General features: G+C 44.7%; 15 protein-coding genes. 11 read left to right on the top strand and 4 right to left on the bottom strand.

Annotated features, from left to right (window positions below; all coding sequences use genetic code 11):
* Window positions 1-247 precede the first annotated feature (247 nt).
* The 5 genes from C170_RS08465 to C170_RS08445 all read left to right on the top strand — a co-directional run bounded on the left by C170_RS08465 (window position 248) and on the right by C170_RS08445 (window position 8,076).
* A complete protein-coding gene (locus C170_RS08465) occupies window positions 248-1,168 on the top strand; it encodes an NAD(P)/FAD-dependent oxidoreductase (RefSeq protein WP_036608904.1) in 921 nt (306 codons plus the stop codon).
* A gap of 298 nt (window positions 1,169-1,466) precedes the next feature.
* On the top strand, window positions 1,467-4,721 hold the full coding sequence (locus C170_RS08460) for a bifunctional cytochrome P450/NADPH--P450 reductase (protein ID WP_036608376.1): 3,255 nt from the start codon (window positions 1,467-1,469) through the stop codon (window positions 4,719-4,721).
* 262 nt (window positions 4,722-4,983) lie between these two features.
* Window positions 4,984-5,571 (top strand): TetR/AcrR family transcriptional regulator, encoded by a 588-nt coding sequence (locus tag C170_RS08455; RefSeq protein WP_036608373.1) that lies wholly within the window; start codon window positions 4,984-4,986, stop codon window positions 5,569-5,571.
* 68 nt (window positions 5,572-5,639) lie between these two features.
* Window positions 5,640-7,121 (top strand): DHA2 family efflux MFS transporter permease subunit, encoded by a 1,482-nt coding sequence (locus C170_RS08450; RefSeq protein WP_051447104.1) that lies wholly within the window; start codon window positions 5,640-5,642, stop codon window positions 7,119-7,121.
* A gap of 307 nt (window positions 7,122-7,428) precedes the next feature.
* Entirely contained in the window at window positions 7,429-8,076 is a 648-nt protein-coding gene (locus C170_RS08445) for a hypothetical protein (RefSeq protein WP_036608371.1), read from the top strand.
* 88 nt (window positions 8,077-8,164) lie between these two features.
* On the opposite strand, the gene C170_RS08440 is transcribed toward C170_RS08445, so the two are convergent.
* A complete protein-coding gene (locus C170_RS08440; RefSeq protein ID WP_036608369.1) occupies window positions 8,165-9,142 on the bottom strand; it encodes an alpha/beta fold hydrolase in 978 nt (325 codons plus the stop codon).
* 426 nt (window positions 9,143-9,568) lie between these two features.
* Between C170_RS08440 and C170_RS08435 the strand changes: the two genes are divergently transcribed.
* Window positions 9,569-10,546 (top strand): MBL fold metallo-hydrolase, encoded by a 978-nt coding sequence (locus C170_RS08435; protein WP_036608366.1) that lies wholly within the window; start codon window positions 9,569-9,571, stop codon window positions 10,544-10,546.
* A 54-nt stretch (window positions 10,547-10,600) separates the two neighbouring features.
* Here the strand turns inward: C170_RS08435 and C170_RS08430 are convergent, their stop codons facing one another.
* The gene (locus tag C170_RS08430; RefSeq protein WP_036608363.1) at window positions 10,601-11,182 is read right to left on the bottom strand and encodes a LysE family transporter; all 582 of its coding nucleotides are present in this window, start codon (window positions 11,180-11,182) and stop codon (window positions 10,601-10,603) included.
* A gap of 132 nt (window positions 11,183-11,314) precedes the next feature.
* On the opposite strand from C170_RS08430, the gene C170_RS08425 reads away from it, so the two are divergent.
* On the top strand, window positions 11,315-11,869 hold the full coding sequence (locus C170_RS08425) for a helix-turn-helix domain-containing protein (RefSeq protein WP_036608360.1): 555 nt from the start codon (window positions 11,315-11,317) through the stop codon (window positions 11,867-11,869).
* A 203-nt stretch (window positions 11,870-12,072) separates the two neighbouring features.
* On the opposite strand, the gene C170_RS08420 is transcribed toward C170_RS08425, so the two are convergent.
* A complete protein-coding gene (locus C170_RS08420; protein ID WP_036608358.1) occupies window positions 12,073-14,490 on the bottom strand; it encodes a family 43 glycosylhydrolase in 2,418 nt (805 codons plus the stop codon).
* A gap of 385 nt (window positions 14,491-14,875) precedes the next feature.
* Between C170_RS08420 and C170_RS08415 the strand changes: the two genes are divergently transcribed.
* Complete coding sequence (locus C170_RS08415) at window positions 14,876-18,616, top strand: alpha-L-arabinofuranosidase C-terminal domain-containing protein (protein WP_036608355.1); 3,741 nt, start codon at window positions 14,876-14,878, stop codon at window positions 18,614-18,616.
* A 125-nt stretch (window positions 18,617-18,741) separates the two neighbouring features.
* Here the strand turns inward: C170_RS08415 and C170_RS08410 are convergent, their stop codons facing one another.
* Window positions 18,742-19,002, bottom strand: coding sequence for a hypothetical protein (locus C170_RS08410; protein WP_036608353.1), 261 nt, complete (start codon window positions 19,000-19,002; stop codon window positions 18,742-18,744).
* 206 nt (window positions 19,003-19,208) lie between these two features.
* Here C170_RS08410 and C170_RS08405 point away from each other — a divergent pair, with 206 nt between their 5' ends.
* From C170_RS08405 to C170_RS08395, 3 genes are all read left to right on the top strand, one after another.
* Entirely contained in the window at window positions 19,209-21,245 is a 2,037-nt protein-coding gene (locus C170_RS08405) for a catalase (RefSeq protein ID WP_442789454.1), read from the top strand.
* Between the two features lie 87 nt (window positions 21,246-21,332).
* On the top strand, window positions 21,333-22,085 hold the full coding sequence (locus C170_RS08400) for a TrmB family transcriptional regulator (protein ID WP_036608350.1): 753 nt from the start codon (window positions 21,333-21,335) through the stop codon (window positions 22,083-22,085).
* A gap of 127 nt (window positions 22,086-22,212) precedes the next feature.
* A complete protein-coding gene (locus C170_RS08395) occupies window positions 22,213-23,376 on the top strand; it encodes an MFS transporter (RefSeq protein ID WP_036608348.1) in 1,164 nt (387 codons plus the stop codon).
* Window position 23,377: the final 1 nt, after the last annotated feature.

The following is a 23,377-nucleotide window of genomic DNA, read 5'->3' as shown; positions in this document are numbered from 1 at the left end:
TCATTATAGTGTAAGTGTAAATGTTCTTTTGTTCAACTCACACAGGCTGGATTGAAAAAGATAGATAAAGATATATGTTGCAAAAAGCTTAGGATTTGTTTATTGTAGATATAAGATATCTTTAATGGTCTTTTTAGAAATATTTCTTGTAATCTCCGAATTATCTTCTTTAAGAGAAAGCGGAGGTTATTTTTAAAACATAATTAGAGATATTAAATGTCTGGAAAGGGTGAATAATATGAGTAATATGAATCAACTCTTGGATGTACTTATTATTGGTGGAGGACCAGCGGGGCTTAATGCGGCGCTTGTACTCGGCAGGGCACGTAAGAACGTCGTGGTCATTGATGATGAGACACCGCGTAACTGGGTTACAAGGGAGACTCATGGGTTTGTGACAAGAGATGGGGCAAGTCCACGTGAATTCCGGAAAGCTGCCAAAGAACAGATTGAAGCGTATCCCTCAGTCCAATTTGCATCCGATACGGCAACAGCGATAACAGGTAGCGATGGTGATTTTGTAGTCAAGACTACTCAGGGGGCAAGTTATCGCACGAAAAAGATTTTGTTTGCAGTAGGTAAGAAAGATCTGCCTCTGGATATTAACGGATTAACAGAGGTTTACGGCAAAAGTGCGTTTGTGTGTCCATATTGTGATGGATGGGAGTTAAGAGACCAGTCGCTGGTCATCATCGTTAGTGGAGATAAGGCATTACATATGGCAAAAGTCATATCCGGCTGGACAGAACGTTATACGATCTGTACGAATGGATCAGATTCCTTAACCGATGAGCAGCGTGAAGAGCTGAAGCGGCATAATGTTACTGTATTCAATGCACCGATTCAATCCATTAACTCGGAAGAAGGAATGGTAAAACAAGTTGTACTGAATGACGGTACAGCGATTGCATGCACAGGAGTTTTCTTCCAACCGAAACTGTTCACCGGATCAGAACTGCCGAGAGCCATCGGTTGTGAAATTACAGAGTCGGGAACGGTTATCGTTGATGCTTCCGGCAAAACATCCGTATCGGGTGTATACAGTGCTGGTGATGCAGCTTCCGAGATGTATCAGGCAATCACGGCTGCGTCTCTGGGGGCATTGTCTGCGGTAAGCATTAATAATGAATTGAATTTCGAGAAGTGGGATGAGCCAAGTCATCATTAGAATAAATGAATAAGTGTAATAGAACCATGGCGTCATAGGTTCATAAATTAGGGGATTGCTATGCAATCCTCTATTTGTAGTTGTTCAAGCTAGACGTTGAACGATTCCAATGAAAGGAATACAGCCGGAAGTAAATTTGATAATAAGCCAAAAATGATTTATTATATTATTAAATGATACAGATTACTATCAATTATATAATGATCAAAGGAGAGATCACTTATGAATGAAAGCAGAGTAGTCATCAAATGGCTAACGAATACCTTGCTTCAAGGCGTACAGTTAAGAGGTGATCATCATGAGTGATGCAACTTACATTCCACAGCCCAAAATGTATGGGCCACTTGGCAATCTGCCCTTAATTGATAAAGATAAACCCACGTTGTCGCTAGGTGTTCTGGCTGAACAGCATGGACCAATATATCGACTTACCGTTCCCGGTTATTCCGGTTTAATCGTATCTGGACCAGATCTTGTCGCTGAGTTATGTGATGTGTCCCGTTTTGACAAATATGTATACAATGAACTCGAAAATGTACGTGCCTTTGGTGGCGATGGTTTATTTACAAGTAGAACATCAGAGCCCAACTGGAAAAAGGCCCATAACATTCTGCTTCCCACCTTCAGCAAACAGGCCATGAAAGGTTATCATCCCATGATGGTTGATATTGCCGAACAGTTGATCAACAAGTGGGCACGCATCAATTCCAACGATACGATTGATGTTGCGGATGATATGACACGGCTTACGTTGGATACCATTGGACTATGTGGATTCAATTATCGGTTTAACAGCTTTTACAGACAGGACCACAGTCCTTTTATTGAAAGCATGGTTAGGGCGCTGAATGAAGCGATGCAGAAGAGTTCCCGTTTGAAAATTCAGAATCTGCTTATGGTGAAAACCAAGCGACAGTTCCAAGAGGATATTCAGACGATGTTCTCTCTGGTAGATCAGATTATAGAGGAACGTAAAGCGAGTTCAGCACCCGAAGAGGTCGACTTGCTCGCACGTATGTTGAATGGTAAAGATCCGGAGACTGGAGAAATGCTGGATGATGAGAACATCCGTTATCAGATTATTACGTTTCTCATTGCCGGACATGAAACCACGAGTGGTTTATTATCTTTTGCTCTTTACTTTCTACTGAAAAATCCGGATTCGCTTCAAAAGGCGTATGACGAGGTGGATCAGATATTGGTCAGTGACTCACCACAGTACGAGGAAATTCTTCAGCTTTCCTATATTCGCATGATTCTCAGTGAATCGTTACGTCTCTGGCCAACCGCTCCGGGATTTGACGTATATGCCAAAGAAGACACCGTTATAGGTGGCAAATATCCCTTGAAGAAAGGGGAAAGTTGCAGTATTCTTTTGCCCCAGCTCCACCGTGACAGAGAGGCCTGGGGAGAGGATGCGGAGCTTTTCCGTCCGGAGCGATTTGAAGATACGGCGAAAGTGCCTCACCATGCATATAAACCTTTTGGTAATGGGGAGAGAGCGTGTATCGGCATGCAGTTTGCTTTATATGAAGCAACACTTGTGCTTGGCATGGTCCTCAAACATTTTGAGCTGATCGATTACAGCAATTATGAATTGGATGTTAAACAGACGCTGACGTTGAAGCCGGGAGACTTCAGAATCCAGGTGAAAGCGCGTGAAGTGTCACAAAAGATGAATAAGTCTACCAGATCTATGGAAGAGAAACCTGCTCCTGATGTTCATAAAGACGTAGCAAGTTCCAGTCAAATGGGAGATACCCTGGCCGGTGAAGCAGATGGTAACCCTTCGCTCCTGGTGTTATATGGTTCCAATCTCGGAACGGCAGAAGGCATTGCCAGAGAGCTTGTAGTGAAAGGTCGTTCGTATGGAATCCCAAGTGAAGCAGCCACTCTGAATGAGTGGATGGGCCGCTTACCTCGTCAGGGTGTCGTTCTCATCGTCACTGCTTCGTATAATGGTAAACCTCCGCAAAATGCTACGGCATTTGTAGACTGGTTGAATGGTGCGGGGTCAGAGGAAGCAAGGGATGTAAACTATGCCGTTCTGGGCTGTGGAGATCGGAGTTGGTCCGGGACGTATCAGAGTATTCCTCGATTGATAGATGAGAAGCTTGAAGAATTGGGAGGTAAAAGACTGTTATCCCGAGGTGAAGCCGATGCCGGAGGTGATATGGAGAAACAAGTTGAGACGTGGCAGCATATGTTGTGGCCGCAGGTGTTGAATGCTCTGGGGATCAACGCGGAAGTAGTGAAGCCAACCCTACCAAGCACAAGCAGACTTCAAATGGAGTTTGTCCACGAGAAAGCAGAGATGCCACTTGCACAAACTTATGATGCCAGCTATGCCACGGTTGTAGTCAATAAAGAGCTTCAGGCGCTGGGAAGTGGAAGAAGCACGCGTCACATCGAAGTGTTACTGCCTGAAGGCATGAGTTATAGAGAAGGCGACCATCTTGGCGTGTTGCCTAGCAATCAGAAGCAGAATGTGGATCGGATACTCAGTCGGTTCGGACTACGTGGGGATACTCCGATCCAATTAACTTCGGACGTCAGCCATCTTACACACCTACCACTGAACAGACCCGTCAAAATTCATGAGTTGCTCGCTTATTGTGTGGAATTGCAGACACCAGTCTCCAGAACACAGTTGCAGGAGTTAGCTAATCATACGGTATGTCCACCTCATAAGCGTGAACTGGAAGGCATGTTGGATGAAAACAGCTACAAGGATTATATTCTTGCCAATCGAATCACCATGTTGGACCTGCTAGAAAAGTATGAGGCGTGTGAACTGCCATTCGAAAGGTTCCTTGAACTATTGCCTCCACTCAAGCCCAGATATTATTCAATATCCAGTTCGCCAAGCCTGAATTCAGAGCAAGCGAGCATAACCGTATCGGTAGTAAGAGAGCCTGCATGGAGTGGCAAAGGCGAATACCAGGGAGTTGCTTCATCGTACCTTGCCGGTTGTCCATCCGGAGAACGTATTCTGATGTTTGTGCGTACGCCGGAATCCGAATTTTATTTGCCGAAAGAGGCTGACGTACCGATGATCATGGTGGGACCGGGGACGGGGGTTGCACCGTTCAGAGGTTTCCTCCAGGCGAGAGCTGTCATGAAACAGAGAGGTTTGCCACTGAGTGAGGCGCATTTGTTCTTTGGGTGCAGGAATGTTTCAGATTTCATATATCGTCAGGAGCTTGAGCAATACGAAAGGGAAGGGATCGTTAAGCTACACACTGCTTTTTCTCGTGCAGAAGGCAAGCCCAAAACGTATGTACAGCATCTAATGAAAGAGAATTCCGAAAAGTTAATTCACATGCTGATGAACAAAGGAAAACTCTACGTATGCGGGGATGGAAGCCTGATGGCTCCTGAGGTAGAAGAGACTTTGCAACAAGCATATCAGGAGGTGCATGAAGCAACGATGCAGCAAGCGAAAAACTGGCTCATTCAGCTTCAGGCCGAAGGACGCTACGTGCAAGACGTGTGGGCAGGTAATAAACGAACAGGTGAAACGCCTAAAGCTGTGCATGAGGAGGTACATTAAGACGGAGATGACTCCAACATCTACTAATATACAGTCCTTAATATACTCAAGCTAACAAACAGCCGCTTAATCTGGAGCTTTGTCTCCAAATTAGCGGCTGTTATGATGATCTCACCATGAGCCGTCGCTCGGTTCATTTTCTCACTCCTGAACTGTTAGCGTTTACAATAAAATTTGAAATAAAAATGATTGACAGTCCTTATCTGAACGGGTTTAATTATATAGACCGATTGTTATAATTATTTGAAGGAAGTGGCTTTCGTTGAGTGAAAAGTCTAATGCTAGAGAGTCTATTGTCAGCACAGCAGCGAGACTGTTTTTTTCACAAGGATATCATGCGACCGGTCTGAATCAGATCATCAAAGAGAGTAGTACGCCGAAAGGGTCGTTGTATCATTATTTCCCGCATGGCAAGGAAGAGCTCGCGCACGAGTGTATTCAAAAAGCCAATGAACATATCCTGCAGACATTTGAGAAAACATTTGCAGCCCACGACAATACGGGGGATGCCATTCAGAGATTTATTCATGATTTGGCTCATGAAACAGAAGCAGCCGGGTTTACCGGATTTCTGCCATTCAGCTTCTGGGCAGCTGTGGAGACATCGTGTATTAGTCAGCAGTTGCGTATTGCATGTCAGGGTGTATTTGCAGATTGGCAGGATGTCATTAAGAAACATCTGATTCTGGATGGTGTTGGTGAAGAGAAGGCGCGGGAGACGGCACTTCTGATCATTTCTTTGATGGAGGGAGCACTGATTATCAGCCTGACGAATCAGGATAAACAGCCTCTGCTGACGGCTGCTGAGTATTTGTCGGTTGTGACGAAGAACGCCAAACAGATTCAATAATTTATACCAAGAGATAGAGAAAAAGAAAGTTCGATACGTTTGAGGAGGATGGGATCGTGGAGGTTTCCATGAAGGCTGATTCTGCACAGAATCAACAAGAAACAAAGCAATACAAGGTATTTCCGATTTTGTTCGCAATGCTGCTGAGCGGCTTTATTGGTCTGTTTGGAGAAACGGCATTAAACGTGGCATTGACGCCACTTATGGCTCTACTGGAAGTAGGTCCTACAACGATTCAATGGTTAACTACAGGTTACTTGCTTGTGTTGGGAATCCTGGTACCGGTATCCGGCATGCTGTTGCAGTGGTTTACCACAAGACAGCTGTTTACAACATCTTTGATTTTCTCGATTGCAGGAACATTTGTTGCTGCACTTGCACCTAGCTTCGAAATTCTGTTGGTGGCACGGGTACTACAGGCGATAGGTACAGCTCTGTTGTTGCCACTGATGTTTAACACCATATTGGTTATTTTCCCGATTGAAAAACGTGGCGCGGCCATGGGATTGATCGGTTTGGTTATCATGTTTGCACCAGCAAGCGGTCCGAGTATCTCCGGTCTGATTCTGGCTAATCTGAGCTGGCATTGGATCTTCTGGATCTCCTTGCCGTTCTTCCTGATCTCACTGGTATGCGGTTTGTTGTTCTTGCCTAATATTTCGAAATTGACCAAGCCCAAAATTGACGTACTGTCCATTATCCTTTCTACCCTTGGTTTTGGTGGTATCGTATACGGCTTCAGTAGCGCAGGGGGACACGGGGAAACTGGCGGAGGCTGGACAAGTCCGGTCGTTGTTGCCACTCTCGTTATTGGTGTGTTGTCCTTGCTGTTATTCAGTATCCGTCAGCTAAGAATGAAGCAGCCAATGATGGATCTGCGTGCATTCCGATATCCGATGTTCACGATTGGTCTGATCCTGATATTCATCTGTATGATGATGATGCTGTCATCCATGCTGATCCTGCCAATGTATCTGCAACAAGGTATGGCCGTTACCGCGTTAACTGCCGGACTGGTTCTATTGCCGGGCAGTTTGCTGAATGGTTTACTGTCTCCGGTTATGGGTCGATTGTTTGACAAGTTCGGTCCAAAGTGGCTTGTGATTATTGGTCTGACTATCGTAACGATTGTACTCTTCATGTACACTGGAATTACACCTACAACAACACTGGCGAAAATCATTACGCTGCATGTGTTCATGATGGTCGGAATCTCGATGATTATGATGCCTGCACAGACGAATGGTCTGAACCAATTGCCCCGTGAGTATTATCCTCACGGTACTGCCATCATGAATACGTTGCAACAGGTATCCGGAGCGATCGGTACGGCTGTTGCGGTAAGTATACTGAGCGCAGGACAATCCCGCTTTTTGAGCGGAGTGGCGAATCCGGAAAGTCCAGAAAATCAACTGGCAGGTTTCACGTCAGGTGTACAGAATGCTTTTGTATTCGCATTAGTTCTGTCGATTATCGGCCTGATTGCTTCACTCTTCGTGAAACGGGTCAAAGTAGGATCAACGCCAGGACAACAAGGTCCAATGCATTAATTCATTAAGCAACAATAATAATTAGATACTGTATAAGAGCGATGTCCCTTAACTCTAAGGGCGCATCGCTTTTTTTTGCGTATCTATCTTTTTTCGGTGTTGACGTGAAACGGGTTACAGCCATTAGAGTAAAAATGTAGCTGGAATACGGCGGTTTAAAGAATGAATTTCAGAGCAAATACTTCATGTTCCGGCAAAATTGTATATGTTCATACTAATATAAAAGGGTAATATAGAATGTATTAGTACAATTTTTAACCAATTCGAAAACGGTTTATATTTTATTTTCACTCAAGGAGACATCGTTATGATTATCATCAATCCCATTAGCAATAACATTGAAAAGATGCTGTTGCACTACGAAAAAAACGGCCATCTCACTCTACAGGCTTCGCTTATTAGTAATAGCTCCGTCGTATATAGATTGCAAAACTATTGTCTCAAGGTATATGCTTCACGTGCAAGATTGGATGGGGAGTTAGAAAGTGAGGCACTTAGGGCACTGCAGAGTAATTCTTATGCACCTAAATTGTATGCGTATTCACCAGGTGAGTACACCCTGACAGAGTGGATTGAAGCATTCAAACTGAAAGAGTACCGTGTGACATATGGACATATTCCTCCCAACTTGATATACGATATGTTTACGACGGAACTTCAGCAGATTCATGCTGGATATTGGGACTGGGATGTCATCCGATATGAGAATTTGCTATGGACGGAGACAGGTGATGTGAAAAGAACAGACTTTTGGTTGTGTGAACCTGTGAACTCCAGACGTGAGAGCTTATATAACCAGGTCATTCGAAGAATTGATAACATCTACAATGGCGATCGTACCGAAATGGAGGCGATGGAACAGTACTTTTATCGTCACCAGTTGACTGCATTAGAGATCGAACAAGCTTTCAGCGATTTCAGGTCCCAACGGCCAAGACTGGCGATAGCACAATAAATCTCATACTTAAAACCCCAAAGATATTAGAGATACCTTTGGGGTTTCTTTCATGATATAACATAGCCTTACTTTAGCAGAGTGTACGTTACTTCTTCACCAGGGCCAATATTTCATTCGCAACGAGGTCAGGGCGATATTGATGGATGTAATGATCGGTATCTTTAATGGTTACCTGTTTTGAATCATCTGACCAAGATTTGAATTCTGATTGTGATTTATCCCATTCGGGTTCACTTGCACCAAGGTAGTCAGCTGTCAGTATGGTGAGTGGAAACGGTAAGGTTTGCTTGTGATCTACAACCACTTTGGCATTGGTAGCTATTTCACGTAATTCATCCAACGTGTTCACATTACCATAGTTGTGCAACAGCGCAGTTGTATCCAATCTTTTCAGATCATCGGGTACAAGTTTCAGTTCATTACGATTGGCATTAGAAGTTTTGACAATCATGTCAGATTGCATGGAGAGGCGGAATAGTCCGGTTTGGATACGGAATTTATTCGCAAAACCACCAATTGTGTCTGCCAAAGAGTCATCGTCATTCGAATAATATTCGGGGCTTCCGCCATCAATCATGACGATACCCTTGACGAGATTCGGGTATTTTTGTGCGAAACGGATGGTTTCCAGCGAGCCGAGCGAATGTCCAACTAATACATAAGGTGGCTTCTGTCCAGATACCTGCAACAACTCGTGTAATTCTTCAGCTACGGTATCGACATCACGTTTTTTATCGGTCTGATCACTATACCCATAGCCAAATCGGTCATATATAGCGAATTTTGTGTTTGGAGCAAGCTTTTCATATAATGGATAATAATCTACATAGGGATTAGCGGTCCCCCAGCCAGAGGCGAGTACGACTGTTACATCGCCTTCTCCACCAGTATATAGATGCATATTGTCTCCATGGACTTCGTACAGCTTACCAGGGGGGACAAGTGTTTTGGCATCCTGCCTTAAACCCACTTGTTGGTAGATCACGCCAGTACCCAGAAGCAACAGAACTATCGCCAGGTCAAATATCAAAAACTTAACTAATCTTTTGCGCCATTTCTTCATGTTCTCTCACATACTCTCCATGTATTTTCTCTATCATATATGCCCAATCTTATAGGAGAGAAAACAGAGTCTTAATTCTATCTTAATTGAGTTTATTTCCGATCATGGGGAATGGGCGTGTTCTAGTGAAAATTGTATATCAACGGCCAATGAATTAATATATAGCTACGATATAAGTTGAACTAAAGAATATTTACACTGCTCACTCCGATGACAGAATAACCTTCCGATCGCTGTTATCCCCAGATTTTTTTGATTCACTTTTATAAAGGTGAAAATCTGGTGATAAAGGCGAACGCTCCGCTTCTTCAGGTTATTTCTGTCCTCTACGTTCTAGTGTTAATGTGTAGTTCAACTGATATAGTTGAATATATCTTAATCAAAAGTTGAACCTAGATTGATTATATAGAACAGAAGGTATGTATAATGACAAAATACGAAAATCAGCTCCCGACATCAGCAGGCATGAACTTCAAGTCCCTGATCAGTATATTGAGAGATTCCATGCGTGGCAATGTAGAGAGGAGGCCATCTGGCACGATGCCTATGGAGATATGTGAACCTGCTGAAACCTTCAGTGCATCCGATAAACCACAGGTTACATGGTTCGGACATTCGGCTTTTTTACTCGAAATAGAAGGGCACAGATTGCTCTTTGATCCGATGCTGGGCAATCGTCCATCACCCGTATCCTGGGTGGGTACCAAACGTTACAGCACCAATCTACCGATTCAACCGGAGGATTTCCCAACGCTGGATGCAATCATTATATCGCATGACCATTATGATCATCTGGATTATGACTCCATTCGTAGATTGAAGGATAAAACAAAGCGATTTATCGTACCGCTTGGGGTACGTCGTCGTCTGATTCAACTGGGTGTGCCTTCGGAACAGATTACCGAACATAACTGGTGGGATGAGTTATCGTTCAAAGGTTTAACATTCGCTTGCACGCCAGCAAGACATTTCTCTGGCAGAGGATTATTCGACCGTAATTCTACTTTATGGTGTTCGTGGGTTATCGCTGGACAACATACGAAGGTGTTCTTTAGTGGGGACAGCGGATACGGTCCTCATTTCAAGGAAATTGGCAGTAAATATGGTCCATTTGACCTGACCTTGATGGAGTGTGGGCAATATGACGAGCGTTGGTCCAACATTCACATGATGCCGGAAGAAACAGTGCAAGCACACTTGGATGTAGGGGGTAAGTTGCTTATTCCGATTCATTGGGCCGCATTTACGCTTGCCTATCATGCCTGGAATGAACCAGTCGAACGGATTACGAAGGCTGCACATGCTTTGAAAGTTAAGATTGCAACTCCCAAAATCGGTGAGAAGGTTGTGCTTCATACGGAGCATTACCCTACACATCCATGGTGGAGACCGGAATTAGGATGAAAAAAATAAAAGCGTTCAGCTCATTGAATGAGTGGACGCTTTTTCTATTACATTTTACATCAGGATTGATAGTGCACTGTAAATTAACAACATACCCATGACGATATTAACAGGACGCTCGTATCTTAATAAAAAGCTCTGGAATAACATGCCACCGAACGCCCAGGTCATATTGGCACTAATACCGATGAAGGTGAGCAGCAAGGAAAATACAATTAAATGAACATGGGACTGCCCAAGAGGCAGAACAAAAACGGATATGGCAGTAAGCCCATACAGAATGACTTTGGGATTGATGAATTGCAGGGTGAACCCAAATAGAAATGAATAATGATTAACCTTGTTTTCTTGCGAATCTGCAGGTTTACTTCGCATGATTTTGAGAGCCAGATAGAGCATATACACACACCCTAACACGTTCAATACGGGTGCGATCCTGGGAATATATTGATGAAGAATAAGGTTGAAATAACTGGACAGAAACATAATTAGCAGGCAGCCGGCTGCAACTCCACTAATAAAAGGAAGGGTCTTGCGGAACCCCTGATTTCTGGCATGCGTCATGGAAATGATGTTGTTGGGTCCGGGTGTAAATGAAGCGATGATTGCATAGGTCACTAAAGGTATAATGTTCATGGTTCCTCCACGTCTTCTTAGTTGTGTGATATAATGACCTGAAATGTACGTTATAACGTACGGTCTTTATTATTGTACAATATGTGCGTTATAAAGCACAATATATAAATATAAAATGAGGAGGATGGATTTTTGAAAAACATTAATAGTATTCTTGCTCAGAACCTGAAACAGCTTAGGGAACAAAGAAAACTTAGTCTGGACAAGGTCGCCGAAATGTCTGGTATTAGCAAGACCATGCTTGGTCAGATTGAACGTGGTGAATCCAATCCATCCATTGCAACCGTATGGAAGATTGCTAATGGCCTGAAAACTTCCTTTACTGCTTTGATTCACGAGCCGAAGTCAGATACAACCGTTGTAACGGGGGATGATATTCAAGTATTGATGGAGGATGAGGGAAGGGTTCGGATTTATCCGCATTTTCCTTTTGAAGAAGGACGCCGCTTTGAAATATATATGATGGAGATGGACCCCAAGTCTGAGTTGAAAGCTGAACCGCATATCGAAGGTACGGAAGAGTTTATTACGGTCTTTGAAGGTGAAGTTACGATTAGAGTAGGGGCGGAAGATTATACGGTGAGTTCAGGGGAGTCGATCCGTTTTGGAGCGGACAAGCCTCACGCCTACGTTAACTCCGGTGCTAAGACGAACAAATTCAACATGGTCATTCATTATTCGAAGTGAGATGCAAAGATCCATCTGTGAATGTAACGAACGATGAACGAATAAATGCATACATGAAAGGAATGACAATAAAGCAGCCTGATGTAATGAACTGCAACTCCCTCGTTAGTCGTGTCGTGTCTCACAAAGGGTTCAGTTCAAAACATTGGCTGCTTTATAGGTTTGTTCGCTATGGAGTCCAACGCCTATGATAGGACTCTAACTTATGGCTTTTCTTTAGCCTGACGCTGTATTTCCTTGGCTGTTAATGCTTTATCATACACTCTTACGTTATCCAGACTGCCTTTGTAGAACGGATCAGACGTATAACGACTCTTGCCTACATAAGCTTCCGTTACCTGCAGATCTTTCGGGTTAAAAGTAATCTCAGAGTTGCTTGCAACCGATGTACCATTCACATACAGAGTACCCACATCACCCTGAAGGGTTACAGCGACATGAACCCACTCTTTGGAAGGCAGCGGATTTGCTGCAATCAGGCTCTGATCCCGTCCCTCATTATGAATGGTGAATTGTAATGCCCCATTATGTTGGGAGGGAGTAAGGAACATATGCCTTGTCAAACCATTTCCAAAGTCGAAAATACGCTGCCAGGATCCGCCACCGTCCCAATTGACCCAGGCGCTAAACGTGAAATCCGTTGTATCTGTAATGAGTCCAGGTAACTGAATGTAACTGTCTGTCCCATTGAATGTAGCAGCCTGATTTTTGCCACTAGCAGCAGAACTGATCACGTTAAAGGCTTGTCCGTGATATCCGTTTTTACTGTAATCCTGTGCGACTTTGCCAATTTTCTTGTGTTCAAAAGTATACTCCCCGAGCAATGGGCTTACCGCTTGCTGTGGAATGATAACGTTAAACGTTTTGGAGCTTACCGCAGTTCCTTTACGAATCGTTGCGGTTAATTTCACTTTGGCATCTCCCTTACCGGCGCGAGGTCGCTGTACTACACCTGTAGTGGATAGAACCGAAGCATTGGAGCTTTTCCACGTAATCTCTGCATCACTTGTTCCCTTGGTAGGCAGAGATAGGTTGAAGAACACATGATCCGTACTGCTAATGCTCAGGTCCTTTTTCACCGCATCTACAATGTCCTGATCACTCCGTTCAACACTTTGACTTCCCCAGATGGCAATTCCGGAGGATGAGAGCGCGCTAAAGGTCAGAACCGTACTTTGAGATTCCGAATTCCATTCATGTGTGAAAACGCCTTTGTACTCAACGTTATTCGATGTGATCTGAACCTTGTTGTCTGCGCCAAGACTCCATGTTCCTGTCACGGTACCATGAATCTGCCCATCTGCCGTGAACTGAACGGTCTGGGATGGCTTGATGTCCGCCGTGATGTCCTTACCATGATTCACCCATTGGTACTGACCAGCGATCTCCTGAGTTGTCAGCTGCGTGGTAACTTCTCCCAAAGCCGCATAGCGATATGGAGAAACAACGGGCCAACCATCTGCATTCATATGCATCTCATGCACGCGAACTTCATGCTCTTCGCCACGCCCTGGAAAGCGGGTATGGAAGATGAGAAATTGTTTGCCAGTCTCCGGATCAACATAAGCAGAGTTATGCCCTGGCGATACATAACCGCTACCTAGGCCTGTGCCCGGATCACCGATCTGTCTCTCGAACAGGAAGTTCCCCATCAATTTGACTCCAAATGGCTCAATAGAACGATCGTCAAACAACGGTTTATCCTTGTCCGCTTTAACGTTGATCATATCGTTTCCTTCCGCATCGAGGAAAGGTCCATCCGGTGTTTGGGAGCGGGCTACGCGAATGTTGTATCCTCCATCAGCACCTAGCCCACCGTAAGACAGGTACAGATAATAATAATCAGTTTCGGGACTGTAGAGCATATAAGGGGCTTCAATACGACTATGATTGCCTCCGGTCAGCTTTTTGCCATAACCTTGATTTGGCAGTGGTTTACCTGTCGTTGCATCCATCTCCAGAATGAAAATCCCTCCTGAATACGAGCCATACACCATCCATAACTTGCCGTTTTTATCATAAAAGACATCCGGATCGACCACATTGGGATGAATCGTTGCATCGTAAATGGTACCATCCTCACTGATCTGATCCCACATGCCGGATTTCAACAGAATGCCTTGATCCTTATAAGGGCCTTCGATATTGTCTGCGACAGCAATGCCGAGCGCTGATCGCGGAGAGTCCCCTTTACAAGCATTGTAGTACATATAAAACTTGCCATCCGCCAATTGAATGACATCTGCTGCCCATAACGTATCCGTCTGCGCCCACTCCAACGCTTCAGCGAATTCCTTGGTTACATTGGGGACAACAGGGTTGTTATCTGTAACGCCGGAGGCGACCAGATCCCAGTTCAGAAAGTCTTTGGACTTAGCCACTTGCAGATGTGAACCAAAAATATAAAACGTATCATCCACCTTAATGACAGAAGGGTCATGAACGGAAACATTTTTAAATGTTGGAGCAGAATTAGCGATAGGTTTGGTGGAACTCTGCGAGTTACCCACGGTTGCCCCTGAACCATTTGCGAACACCGAGACCGGTGCCAAAGTTGTTGCAGTAAGTAAAGTGGTGCTTAGTACAGAAATGTTAAGTACGCGAACCCAATAACGTTTCATACGTTTCCCCTTTCCTATTCCCCGGAATGAAAAATCAACCGATACTTGGCAACACACGATAAAAGGTTCGGCAGACCTCCTTTGAGTATTTCATTATATCAAGCGCTTTCATTTGTTATATTATCAATTGATTTATATGTTTGTAAACCATAAATCTAATGTTTATAAGAGTAAAATGAAAAATAAATAAGAGACGGGAAGAGCCGATAAAGGTCATTACATTCAAATAAACCAGTTGTCTTTCTCAAATTTAGGATTGAAATGGGGATCGATGATGCGATATTATTACGTTTAAGAAATGTGTTTAACTATTTATCAATCATTTTATATTAATGCGAATCAAAAGCGTGAACCGACAATTCCCAACTACATAGGAGGTAAGAACATGAGCACATATCAAAATCAATTAATTGCACAATACACGTTTGAAGATACCGTTCAGATCGGGAAGGACAGCTCCGGTAAGGGCCATGATGGTATAACCAAAGGCGAGATCCCGCCTGTGATATCCGAGTTGAAAGGCAGAACGGCGGTGACTTTCAACGGGGGAGCGAATGGAACTTCTTATCTGCAATTACCCTCGAATCTGCTTCGTGATGTAAGCGATAACACGGGAATCACGATTGCCACTTGGGTGTTTCTGGGCAAGGGGTCTAATGTGTGGGAACGCATTTTTGACTTTGGTAAAGGGGAGAAGGGGCCGTATTTATTTTTGACACGTCAGCTTCTGGGTACGTTATACGCCGGAGATAATCTGGTTGTCCACCCAAGTGGAGGAGTTGCAAGTGGAGAATGGCTGCATATTGCGCTCTCCGTGGCAGGTAGCCAAGGGGGAACGTTGAGCAGTGCGGGTCCAATTGTGTATGTGAACGGGGAGAAGGCCGCAGACGGCTCGATCAGTCAGACGTCGAGCGGCAATTATGCCAAATTGCGCGAATGGTTTGATTCGTTCACCGATCCTGAGAATTATAGCCGGAATTATATTGGACGTTCCCAGTATGCACCGGATGTGGATTTTGCAGGTTCGTTATCCGACTTTCGGATCTATGGGGCAGCACTCACCATGGATGAAGTCATTGAAGTGATGTGTGAGTCACTGACAGATGAAGCGATTGTGAAGCTTGCGGCGGACAAGTACTTGTCCTTCCCCAACCGAATCATCACCAAGGATGTATCATTACCTGCAGACTTGCTGGGTGGTAAAGTGTCTGTTGAATGGAGCTCCAGTAAGCCGGAAGTCTTGTCCGAGAGCGGGGAAGTTCAGATGATCACATCAGCACAAGAGGTTACGCTCCGTGCGCTTCTGAACAGAGGTGATCGTAAGCTGAGCCAAAGCTTTGACGTGTCTGTTGTGCCAGCGCATCTCCCGCCTTACACGGTCACTATCCATGGAGATCAGAAGGTGGCGGATATCAGTGAAGTCATGTATGGACTTTTCTACGAGGATATTAACAACGCGGCAGATGGCGGAATCTATGCAGAGCTTGTTCAGAATCGATCATTTGAGTCTTTTGCATTTGATACGTACTCGCATGACTCTGGAGAATGTGGTTGTTCGACAGGTCGAAATCGTGAACCTTTGTTTGCCTGGTCAGGCGACACCGAGAAAATGCGCGTACAGCATACGGATGGACTAAACGTTCATTTTAACGTGGAAGACCCTGAAGTAAATGCTTATTATGTAACGGTTCAGGATGGGGCTACGATTCGGAATCGTGGATTCTCAGACTCCAACCAGCATTGTGCCATGTCCATCAAGCAGGGTGAATCATATGACTTTACCGTATGGGCAAAAGCAGAATTGGCAGGAACGATCACTGTTCAATTGCAGGATGGAAGTGACACTTCCATCAGTGATTCGGTAACGCTGCATGTTGAAGGCGGGAACACATGGAAGAAATACGGTTTGTCTCTGATCGGAACGGAGACTGTACTTGGTCAACTGGCACTTACGTTTGCAGGTGACATCTCCATCGATATGGTGTCCCTAGTCCCTCAGAATGTATGGGGAGCTGATCCGACAGAAGAGGGAATATCGGCTACGGCACATGCTAACTACACAGGTAACCCGAACTATCGATTGAGAAAAGATCTAATCCAGGCACTCGCAGATCTGCATCCGAAGTTCCTGCGTTTTCCGGGAGGATGTATCTCGGAGGGATCTTTTATCTGGGATAACGTATATGACTGGAAGGATTCTGTGGGTCCGGTTGAGCTCCGCAAAGAAAATTATAATGTCTGGGGTTACATGATGACGATGGGCCTCGGTTATATGGAGTACTTCCAACTGGCGGAAGATCTCAATGCCGCTCCGGTTCCAGTCATGGCTTGCGGTGTGTTGTGTCAGGCGCGCTCGGACTATGCTCACCCTGCGGGTGGCGCTTTAAGGGATTATTATATCCGCAACTTTACAGATCTGATTGACTTTGCGCTCAGTACAGACTTTGAACACAACGAATGGGCAGCGGTACGAAGCGAGATGGGACATCCTGAACCGTTTGATCTTCGTTATCTGGGCGTAGGCAATGAGAACTGGGGCACTGAATTTTTTGCCAACTTCGAAGTATTCAAACGTTCGATAGATGAGTACATGAAACAGAACTATCCTGATCATGAGCTGCACATTATCTCGACGGTTGGAGCTCAGGCGGATGATGATGCGTACCAAGAAGGATGGAAATTCCTCAGTGGGAACCTCACCGGGTCAGCTCAGGTTGCTTTTGCAGATGGTGCTGAGGTGATTGAGGAGACGGTAACCTGGTATGAGAATCAGGACAATTACATGGACACCATTGCAGATGAGCACTACTACCGATCCAATGAATATTTGCTGAATAACGTAGATCGCTACAACTACTATGACCGGGCTTATCTTGAAGATGGAAGTATCGATTGGAAAGAAACATCCAAAGTATTTGTTGGAGAATATGCTTCCACGGACAAAAACACGCTGGCAGGAGCGGTTGCAGAAGCTGCGATCATGACTGGATTTGAAAATAACGCGGACGTTGTGCGTTTGGCTGCCTATGCGCCATTGTTCAACAAAGTACTAACGGACGGTACTTACCGCTGGACGCCAGACTGCATCTGGTTTGATGATGAAACCGTGTGGTATACACCGAATTATTATGTACAGCAGCTTTTTGCAAAATATGTAGGGGATCAGGTGCTTGAAACTTCATTCTCCACCTATAGCAAAGGCAAACCGTTGAATCTCATTCCTCGTGGAGGTATCGAGATTGCAACGGGTCATGCAGACATCGTGGTGAAACGAGTTACAGTGACGTCCAATGTGGATGGCAGTTTGATGTTTGATGAAGATTTCAGGGAACGTACAGAGCCTAGTGAGGCATGGAGACAGATTCCCGGATCGGAAGGATATGCGTTAACCGCAGGAAAAGGACTCATTTTGAAGGCACAATCAAGTGGATTGAATGGATTGTATCTGCTGAATGACGAATGGACCAATTACAAAGTTCACGTTGAGGCTGAAAGAATTTCAGGTGAGGATGGTTTTTACATCGGTGTGGGACTGACGGATATCTCGCCTGAGAACAAGGATGTCATTGAGTACGCAATTAGTTACGGCGGGAACGCAACAGGCGTGAAGGTGTACAAACAAGGGATTGAGGGTTATACACTGGGAGACTATTCATCCAGCTCGGCAGCAGGTAACCTGAGAGCGGCCAACTATGAACCACTCGAGAATGGAACCGATTATACAATTACGGTTAACTATGGTGGAGATACAGGAAAGAATTTGGTTTGCTCCTATACAGACGGACGTAATACCAGCAAGGTTCTGGATTACAAGCTGGAAGCTTACAACCGGGAAGTATTCCACTCTGTTACGAAGGACGCACGGCATGTGTATGTGAAACTGGTGAATGCAGATGGTGTAGATAAATCAACCCGGATTTGCCTTCAGGATCTGAAGGTAGATGCTTCAGCCAGACTGATCACACTTACTGGAGAGGATCATTTGGTGCATATTCCGAATGTGAATCAGAAGAATGATGAGAAAGTGGTTCCCCAAGAACAGGAGATTACACTGTCGGATACATCGGTGGTCGTTAACTTAACAGCTCATTCAGTGAATGTATTGGTGATGGATATTCTGAATTAAATTCATATCGTGAACAAGAGACCGCGTTTATCGCGGTTTTTTGGCGTTCGAAATCTGTCCATTGATGATCAAAGAACGAAGAAATGGTGCTCTCCTAAAGGAAGGCACCATTTCTTTGGGTCTGATTATTTGCGTTTTAATAACAGAACGCCACTGATTGCCGACGTTTTATGGCGGTAGACCACTTTGAATCCAATATCATTGTCCAGCAAACAGTTCAGTGCATTGATTAGCCGTGCACCGGGAACCAGTGTGAATGTACATGGAGACGTATTACCAATCACGCGCACACTTTGGATTCTGCGCGCAGAACCAGGGACGAGGGGATTTCTTGACCAATAGATTAATACCAGATCCGGTTGCGGAACAGCATTGACACGAGCCATACTAATCATCTCTTTTCTATTAGATTCTTTATAGTAAATGACAATGTGATGTAGAAGGTGCTAGACAAAAGACGTCATGAGCAATAAATGGGGTTAACACCTTCCATTTATATCTAGTGCCTGTGGAATTCACAACAATTCATAGGTATAACAGATACTCATAAATGCATTTTCAATCCCATACATATATTCTGGAGGTGATTGGGATGAGCAAGGAACCTATGGATGAGAATAAAAAGATTGAGCAAAGAAACACCTTTCTTCGGGACAATAACGGGAAAGAGATGTCTTCCAACGAAGGGGTTAAAATATCAGATGACAGCAACTCGCTAAAAGCGGGGGATCGCGGACCCACGCTGCTTGAAGATTTTCTGATGCGTGAGAAATTGTCTCACTTTGACCGGGAACGCATTCCGGAGAGAGTTGTGCATGCTCGCGGATATGGAGCTTACGGTGAATTTGAGTTATATGAATCACTTGAAGAGTTAACGATGGCTCATTTTCTTCAGAATCCAGGAGTGAAAACACCGCTGTTTGTGCGTTTTTCCGAAGTTGCTGGTTCCAAAGGGGTTAACGAGACGAATCGGGATGTACGTGGGTTCGCCGTGAAGTTTTATACTGAGGAAGGCAATTTTGACTTGGTTGGCAACAATATACCTGTTTTTTTCATTCAGGACGGAGTTAAGTTCCCGGATTTGATTCATGCGGTAAAGCCGGAACCTAACAATGAAATTCCACAGGGCTCTACTGCACACGACACCTTCTGGGATTTCATTGCGAATAACCAGGAGTCGGCTGCTATGGTCATGTGGATTATGTCGGATCGCACGATACCACGGAGTTTTCGAATGATGCAGGGATTTGGAGTACATACCTTCCGACTGGTGAACAATGAAGGCAAATCCAGATTCGTGAAATTTCATTGGAGGCCCGTACTTGGCATGCATTCTTTTGTGTGGGATGAAGCTCAAAAGCTAGGAGGTGCTGATCCGGACTTTCATCGCAGGGATCTGTGGGAGAACATCAATGCGGGCAATTTTGCGGAGTTTGAACTCGGAATACAAGTTTTGGAGGAAGCGGATGAATTCAAGTTTGATTTTGATATTTTGGATGCAACGAAATTATGGCCTGAAGAAGACATTCCGGTGCGAATCATTGGCAAAATGACGATTAACCGCAATGTCGAAAATGTATTTGCGGAAACGGAACAGGTTGCTTTCCATCCAGGGAACATCGTACGTGGCATTGACTTTAGCAATGATCCTTTGCTTCAAGGGCGACTGTTTTCGTACACGGATACTCAATTGGCGAGGGTTGGCACAAATTATCAGGAACTGCCGATCAATCGTCCGATATGCCCTGTACATAACAACCAGAGAGATGGAGCCTCTCGCTATACCATTGATCAGGGGAGAGTCGCCTATCATGAAAATTCGCTTGCCAATAACTCGCCTCATACTGTACCAGGTACAAAAGGGGGATTTGTGACATATCCTTCCCCAGTGCAAGGTCTTAAAGAACGGAAAACGGCACCCAGCTTCCTGGATCATTTCTCGCAAGCACGTCTCTTTTGGAATAGCATGACAGGCTTGGAGAGAAGCCATATTATTCAAGCACTCACGTTTGAACTTGGGAAGGTAAAGGACGTTTCCATCCGTCAGCAGGTTGTCAATATGTTGGGTCATATCAGCACAGAGCTGGCGACCATTCTGGCCGTGGAACTCGGAGTCAATGTACCTAACGTTCCTGAATCTCCAGTGACGAAGTCGTCACCTGCGCTCAGCATGGAAAATACGGTGTTTTCTCCCAAGACATTGCGTGTCGGAGTGATTGTTGGGGAAGGATTCGATGGCCCGAGCACACAATACATTTTGGAAGAGCTTAAGGGAGCGGGACTTCAACCGGTCATTGTACATGAAAGACAGGGTGTGGTGCGTGGAACAGGGAATGTGGAGCTCAAGGTGGACGATAGCTTTTTGACCGGCTCGCCCTTGGTATATGATGGTCTGTTCATTGTTGGAGGACAGCAGGAAAACGATTATGTTCAGAAATACACCCGATCCTATGCGATCGAAACGTACAATCATTTCAAACCGATCGGTGTTACACCGACGGGTGCAGAGGTGATCCAGCCGGTCGGCATTATAGGCAAACCTGGCGTCATTGTGGAACAGCAGCCTGCGGCGTTTGCAGAGCAATTCATTCAAGCGATGACCCAGCAGCGCTTTTGGGATCGGACATAGCCACGTGGGATAAACTGGACATGGGAAGTTCATGCGTCTAAACTAGATAGATCAGACACACTAAGAAGGGATGCGCCGATTCAAACCATGTTGCAGAAATTCGGATTTACACAATATGAAAGTCAGGTATACGAGGCTATATTCGCGCAGGATGAACCGCTTGATGCCACATCGATTGTAAATTACTCCAACGTTCCCAAAGCCAAAATCTATGAAGTACTTAATCGCCTGATCGACAAGGGAACGGTACTGACAACGATGGATGGGAAGAAAAAACTTTATATGGCTGTGGATCTTCAGTCCATTATTCATAAGATTAAGGCTGATTTTGAGAAAGATATTGAGGAATTGAAAAGTTACAAAATCAAACGTACATTTACAGATGAGCATATCTGGACGTTAAAAGATGAGTCGTCCATCGCATCAAATATCGAACAGCTGATCGAGGAAGCAGATTCATCGATTCTTTTTCTGGCCTGGAATGAGCGAATGGAGAAATATCGTGAACTGCTGGAGCAGAAGGAAAAGCAGGGCGTGTACGTTGAAGTGCTTGCCGTTGGGGGAATGGAGACATCCTTAAACCGGATATACTCGTTGATTCCATTGCTTGATGCGCCAGAACCTTCACAGCTGCTTATTGTGGATGATGCGTATTTGCTGTTTGCCGGTGTGGAGCATGATTCATGGCGAGCGATCAAGACGATGTCCAAACCGATTGTCAAAGCGATGACTGATTATTTCTACCATGATGTTGCCCTTACTCAGATTACCAAAAAATACGGTGACCAACTGTTACAGGATGCCGAAATCGAGAAACTGCTCACCAGGTTGATCTATTAAAACTATTCTCTCGGAGGATAGTTTTTTTGTTATATCTTTGTTTGAAAACAATCATGAAAATAACTATTGAAACTTTCATTCTTATGGGTTACTATCGTAGTTGTAACTTTTTGAGGAGGATTCAAAAATGAATAAGAAAGTATATGTGCTCGCTATCGCAGCATTTGTGGTCGGAACCGTTGAACTGATCTTGGGCGGAATTCTGGACCTGATTGCTACGGATCTTCATCTTTCCCTGGCCAAAGCGGGGTATTTAATCTCTATTTTCTCACTTGTCTATGCGTTGTCTGCACCGATTTTATTAAATATGACGGCCAGATTCGAGCGTAAAAAGGTATATATGTGTACGCTGTTTGTTTTTCTGATCAGTAATCTGATCTCTGCATTTAGTTCCAGTTTTTATATGCTGATGGCGGGCAGAGCGCTCGGAGCCGCCACGGGCTCACTTATTTTTGTGCTCTCCCTGACCCTTGCAGCTCGCATTGTGGAACCACAGTATAAAGGACGCGCCGTCGGCATCATTACCATGGGAGGTAGTGCATCACTTATCCTGGGTGTACCTCTTGGAATCTTTGTAGGTAACTTGGCAGGCTGGCGTGAGGTGTTTATGTTGATCGCTATTCTCACAGCAGTGGTTATGGTGGCCATCTGGATTGCGATGGATCGTGTGCAGCCTATTCCTGCTGTATCCCTGAAGAAACAGCTTACGGCTCTGTGGAATCCAAAAATGTTGGCAATCCATGCTACAACTTTGCTTGTGCTTGCGGGTCATTTGACTTTATATGCGTATTTCACGCCATTCTTGCAAGAAACGCTGGGTGCCAGTGCAACGATGGTCACCTTTATCTATATGATGTTTGGAATCGCCGCTGTTGCAGGTGGAGGCATCGGTGGCATGTTATCCGATCGTCTGCATCCTGCTAAAGCCATTATCATTGTGCTGATTCCCTTTATCGTGAGTATGGCTGTCATTCCGTTCAGTGTGGGATTGCCTTTGATCGCCTTCTTACTGTTGTTAAGCATCTGGAGTGCACTGAGCTGGACCGTTACGCCTGTGCAGAATAGTCTCATTATCAAAACTTCGCCGGAAACAGCCGAAACGCTAATCAGCACCAACTCAGGTATTGCCCATGCAGGTATTGCACTGGGTACCTATATCGGCGGCATGGTGATCGATCACTCATCGATTCTAAATACTGGATGGGTTGGTTCTGTTCTGATACTGCTTGGTTTGGTGTCTGCCATCTATGCCATTAGCGTTAAGGAAAAAACCGTTCAGGCGGTTGCTTAGA

Source organism: Paenibacillus sp. FSL H7-689, assembly GCF_000517905.1.
GTDB classification, from domain to species: Bacteria; Bacillota; Bacilli; order Paenibacillales; family Paenibacillaceae; genus Paenibacillus; species Paenibacillus amylolyticus.
The sequence above is the reverse complement of the archived record's forward strand: the minus strand, read 5'-3'. Positions and strand labels throughout refer to the sequence as shown.

Excerpts from the sequence above, each read along its gene's own strand:
- C170_RS08465 (WP_036608904.1), top strand. The coding sequence starts at position 248 with ATGAATCAACTCTTGGATGTACTTATTATTGGTGGAGGACCAGCGGGG.
- C170_RS08460 (WP_036608376.1), top strand. The coding sequence starts at position 1,467 with ATGAGTGATGCAACTTACATTCCACAGCCCAAAATGTATGGGCCACTT.
- C170_RS08450 (WP_051447104.1), top strand. The coding sequence starts at position 5,640 with ATGAAGGCTGATTCTGCACAGAATCAACAAGAAACAAAGCAATACAAG.
- C170_RS08445 (WP_036608371.1), top strand. The coding sequence starts at position 7,429 with ATGATTATCATCAATCCCATTAGCAATAACATTGAAAAGATGCTGTTG.
- C170_RS08440 (WP_036608369.1), bottom strand. The coding sequence starts at position 9,142 with ATGAAGAAATGGCGCAAAAGATTAGTTAAGTTTTTGATATTTGACCTG.
- C170_RS08435 (WP_036608366.1), top strand. The coding sequence starts at position 9,569 with ATGACAAAATACGAAAATCAGCTCCCGACATCAGCAGGCATGAACTTC.
- C170_RS08430 (WP_036608363.1), bottom strand. The coding sequence starts at position 11,182 with ATGAACATTATACCTTTAGTGACCTATGCAATCATCGCTTCATTTACA.
- C170_RS08420 (WP_036608358.1), bottom strand. The coding sequence starts at position 14,490 with ATGAAACGTTATTGGGTTCGCGTACTTAACATTTCTGTACTAAGCACC.
- C170_RS08415 (WP_036608355.1), top strand. The coding sequence starts at position 14,876 with ATGAGCACATATCAAAATCAATTAATTGCACAATACACGTTTGAAGAT.
- C170_RS08410 (WP_036608353.1), bottom strand. The coding sequence starts at position 19,002 with ATGGCTCGTGTCAATGCTGTTCCGCAACCGGATCTGGTATTAATCTAT.
- C170_RS08405 (WP_442789454.1), top strand. The coding sequence starts at position 19,209 with ATGAGCAAGGAACCTATGGATGAGAATAAAAAGATTGAGCAAAGAAAC.
- C170_RS08400 (WP_036608350.1), top strand. The coding sequence starts at position 21,333 with ATGTTGCAGAAATTCGGATTTACACAATATGAAAGTCAGGTATACGAG.
- C170_RS08395 (WP_036608348.1), top strand. The coding sequence starts at position 22,213 with ATGAATAAGAAAGTATATGTGCTCGCTATCGCAGCATTTGTGGTCGGA.